The organism is Metabacillus rhizolycopersici, assembly GCF_020075705.1.
Window position 1 is genome coordinate 1 of the sequence record NZ_JAIQUM010000320.1, and the last position, 274, is coordinate 274.

A 274-nucleotide genomic window follows, 5' to 3' on the forward strand; every position below is an offset into this window, starting at 1 on the left:
CTCACCAAAAAGATGGGATGGAGGACTATTTTGGATCGTTTTTTCTCTTATTTCAACTATTTTTCACTAGTTTATATAAAAACCGTTCAAGTTGCCGAGAATTAAAAGGGTTTCTCGACAATCTGAAAAATGATCTGTTAAAGCAGATCATTCCGAACCTCTTTTGCGATTTTCTTGGAAATTCACCTCAAATGAATGAGGATAGACCTCTCTTAGCTCACTTTATTATGCCATTTCTGAACCTCGCCATGTCCAGTTAGCCATCTTCTTCAAA

The 274-nt window shown here is 36.5% G+C and carries 1 protein-coding gene; it reads left to right on the forward strand.

Annotation, left to right across the window (positions count from 1 at the left end; all coding sequences use genetic code 11):
* Positions 1 to 260, forward strand: a 260-nt coding sequence (locus K9V48_RS28810; RefSeq protein WP_224142369.1) for a hypothetical protein, incomplete at its 5' end; no start/stop codon positions are given.
* Between the last annotated feature and the right edge of the window lie 14 nt (positions 261 to 274).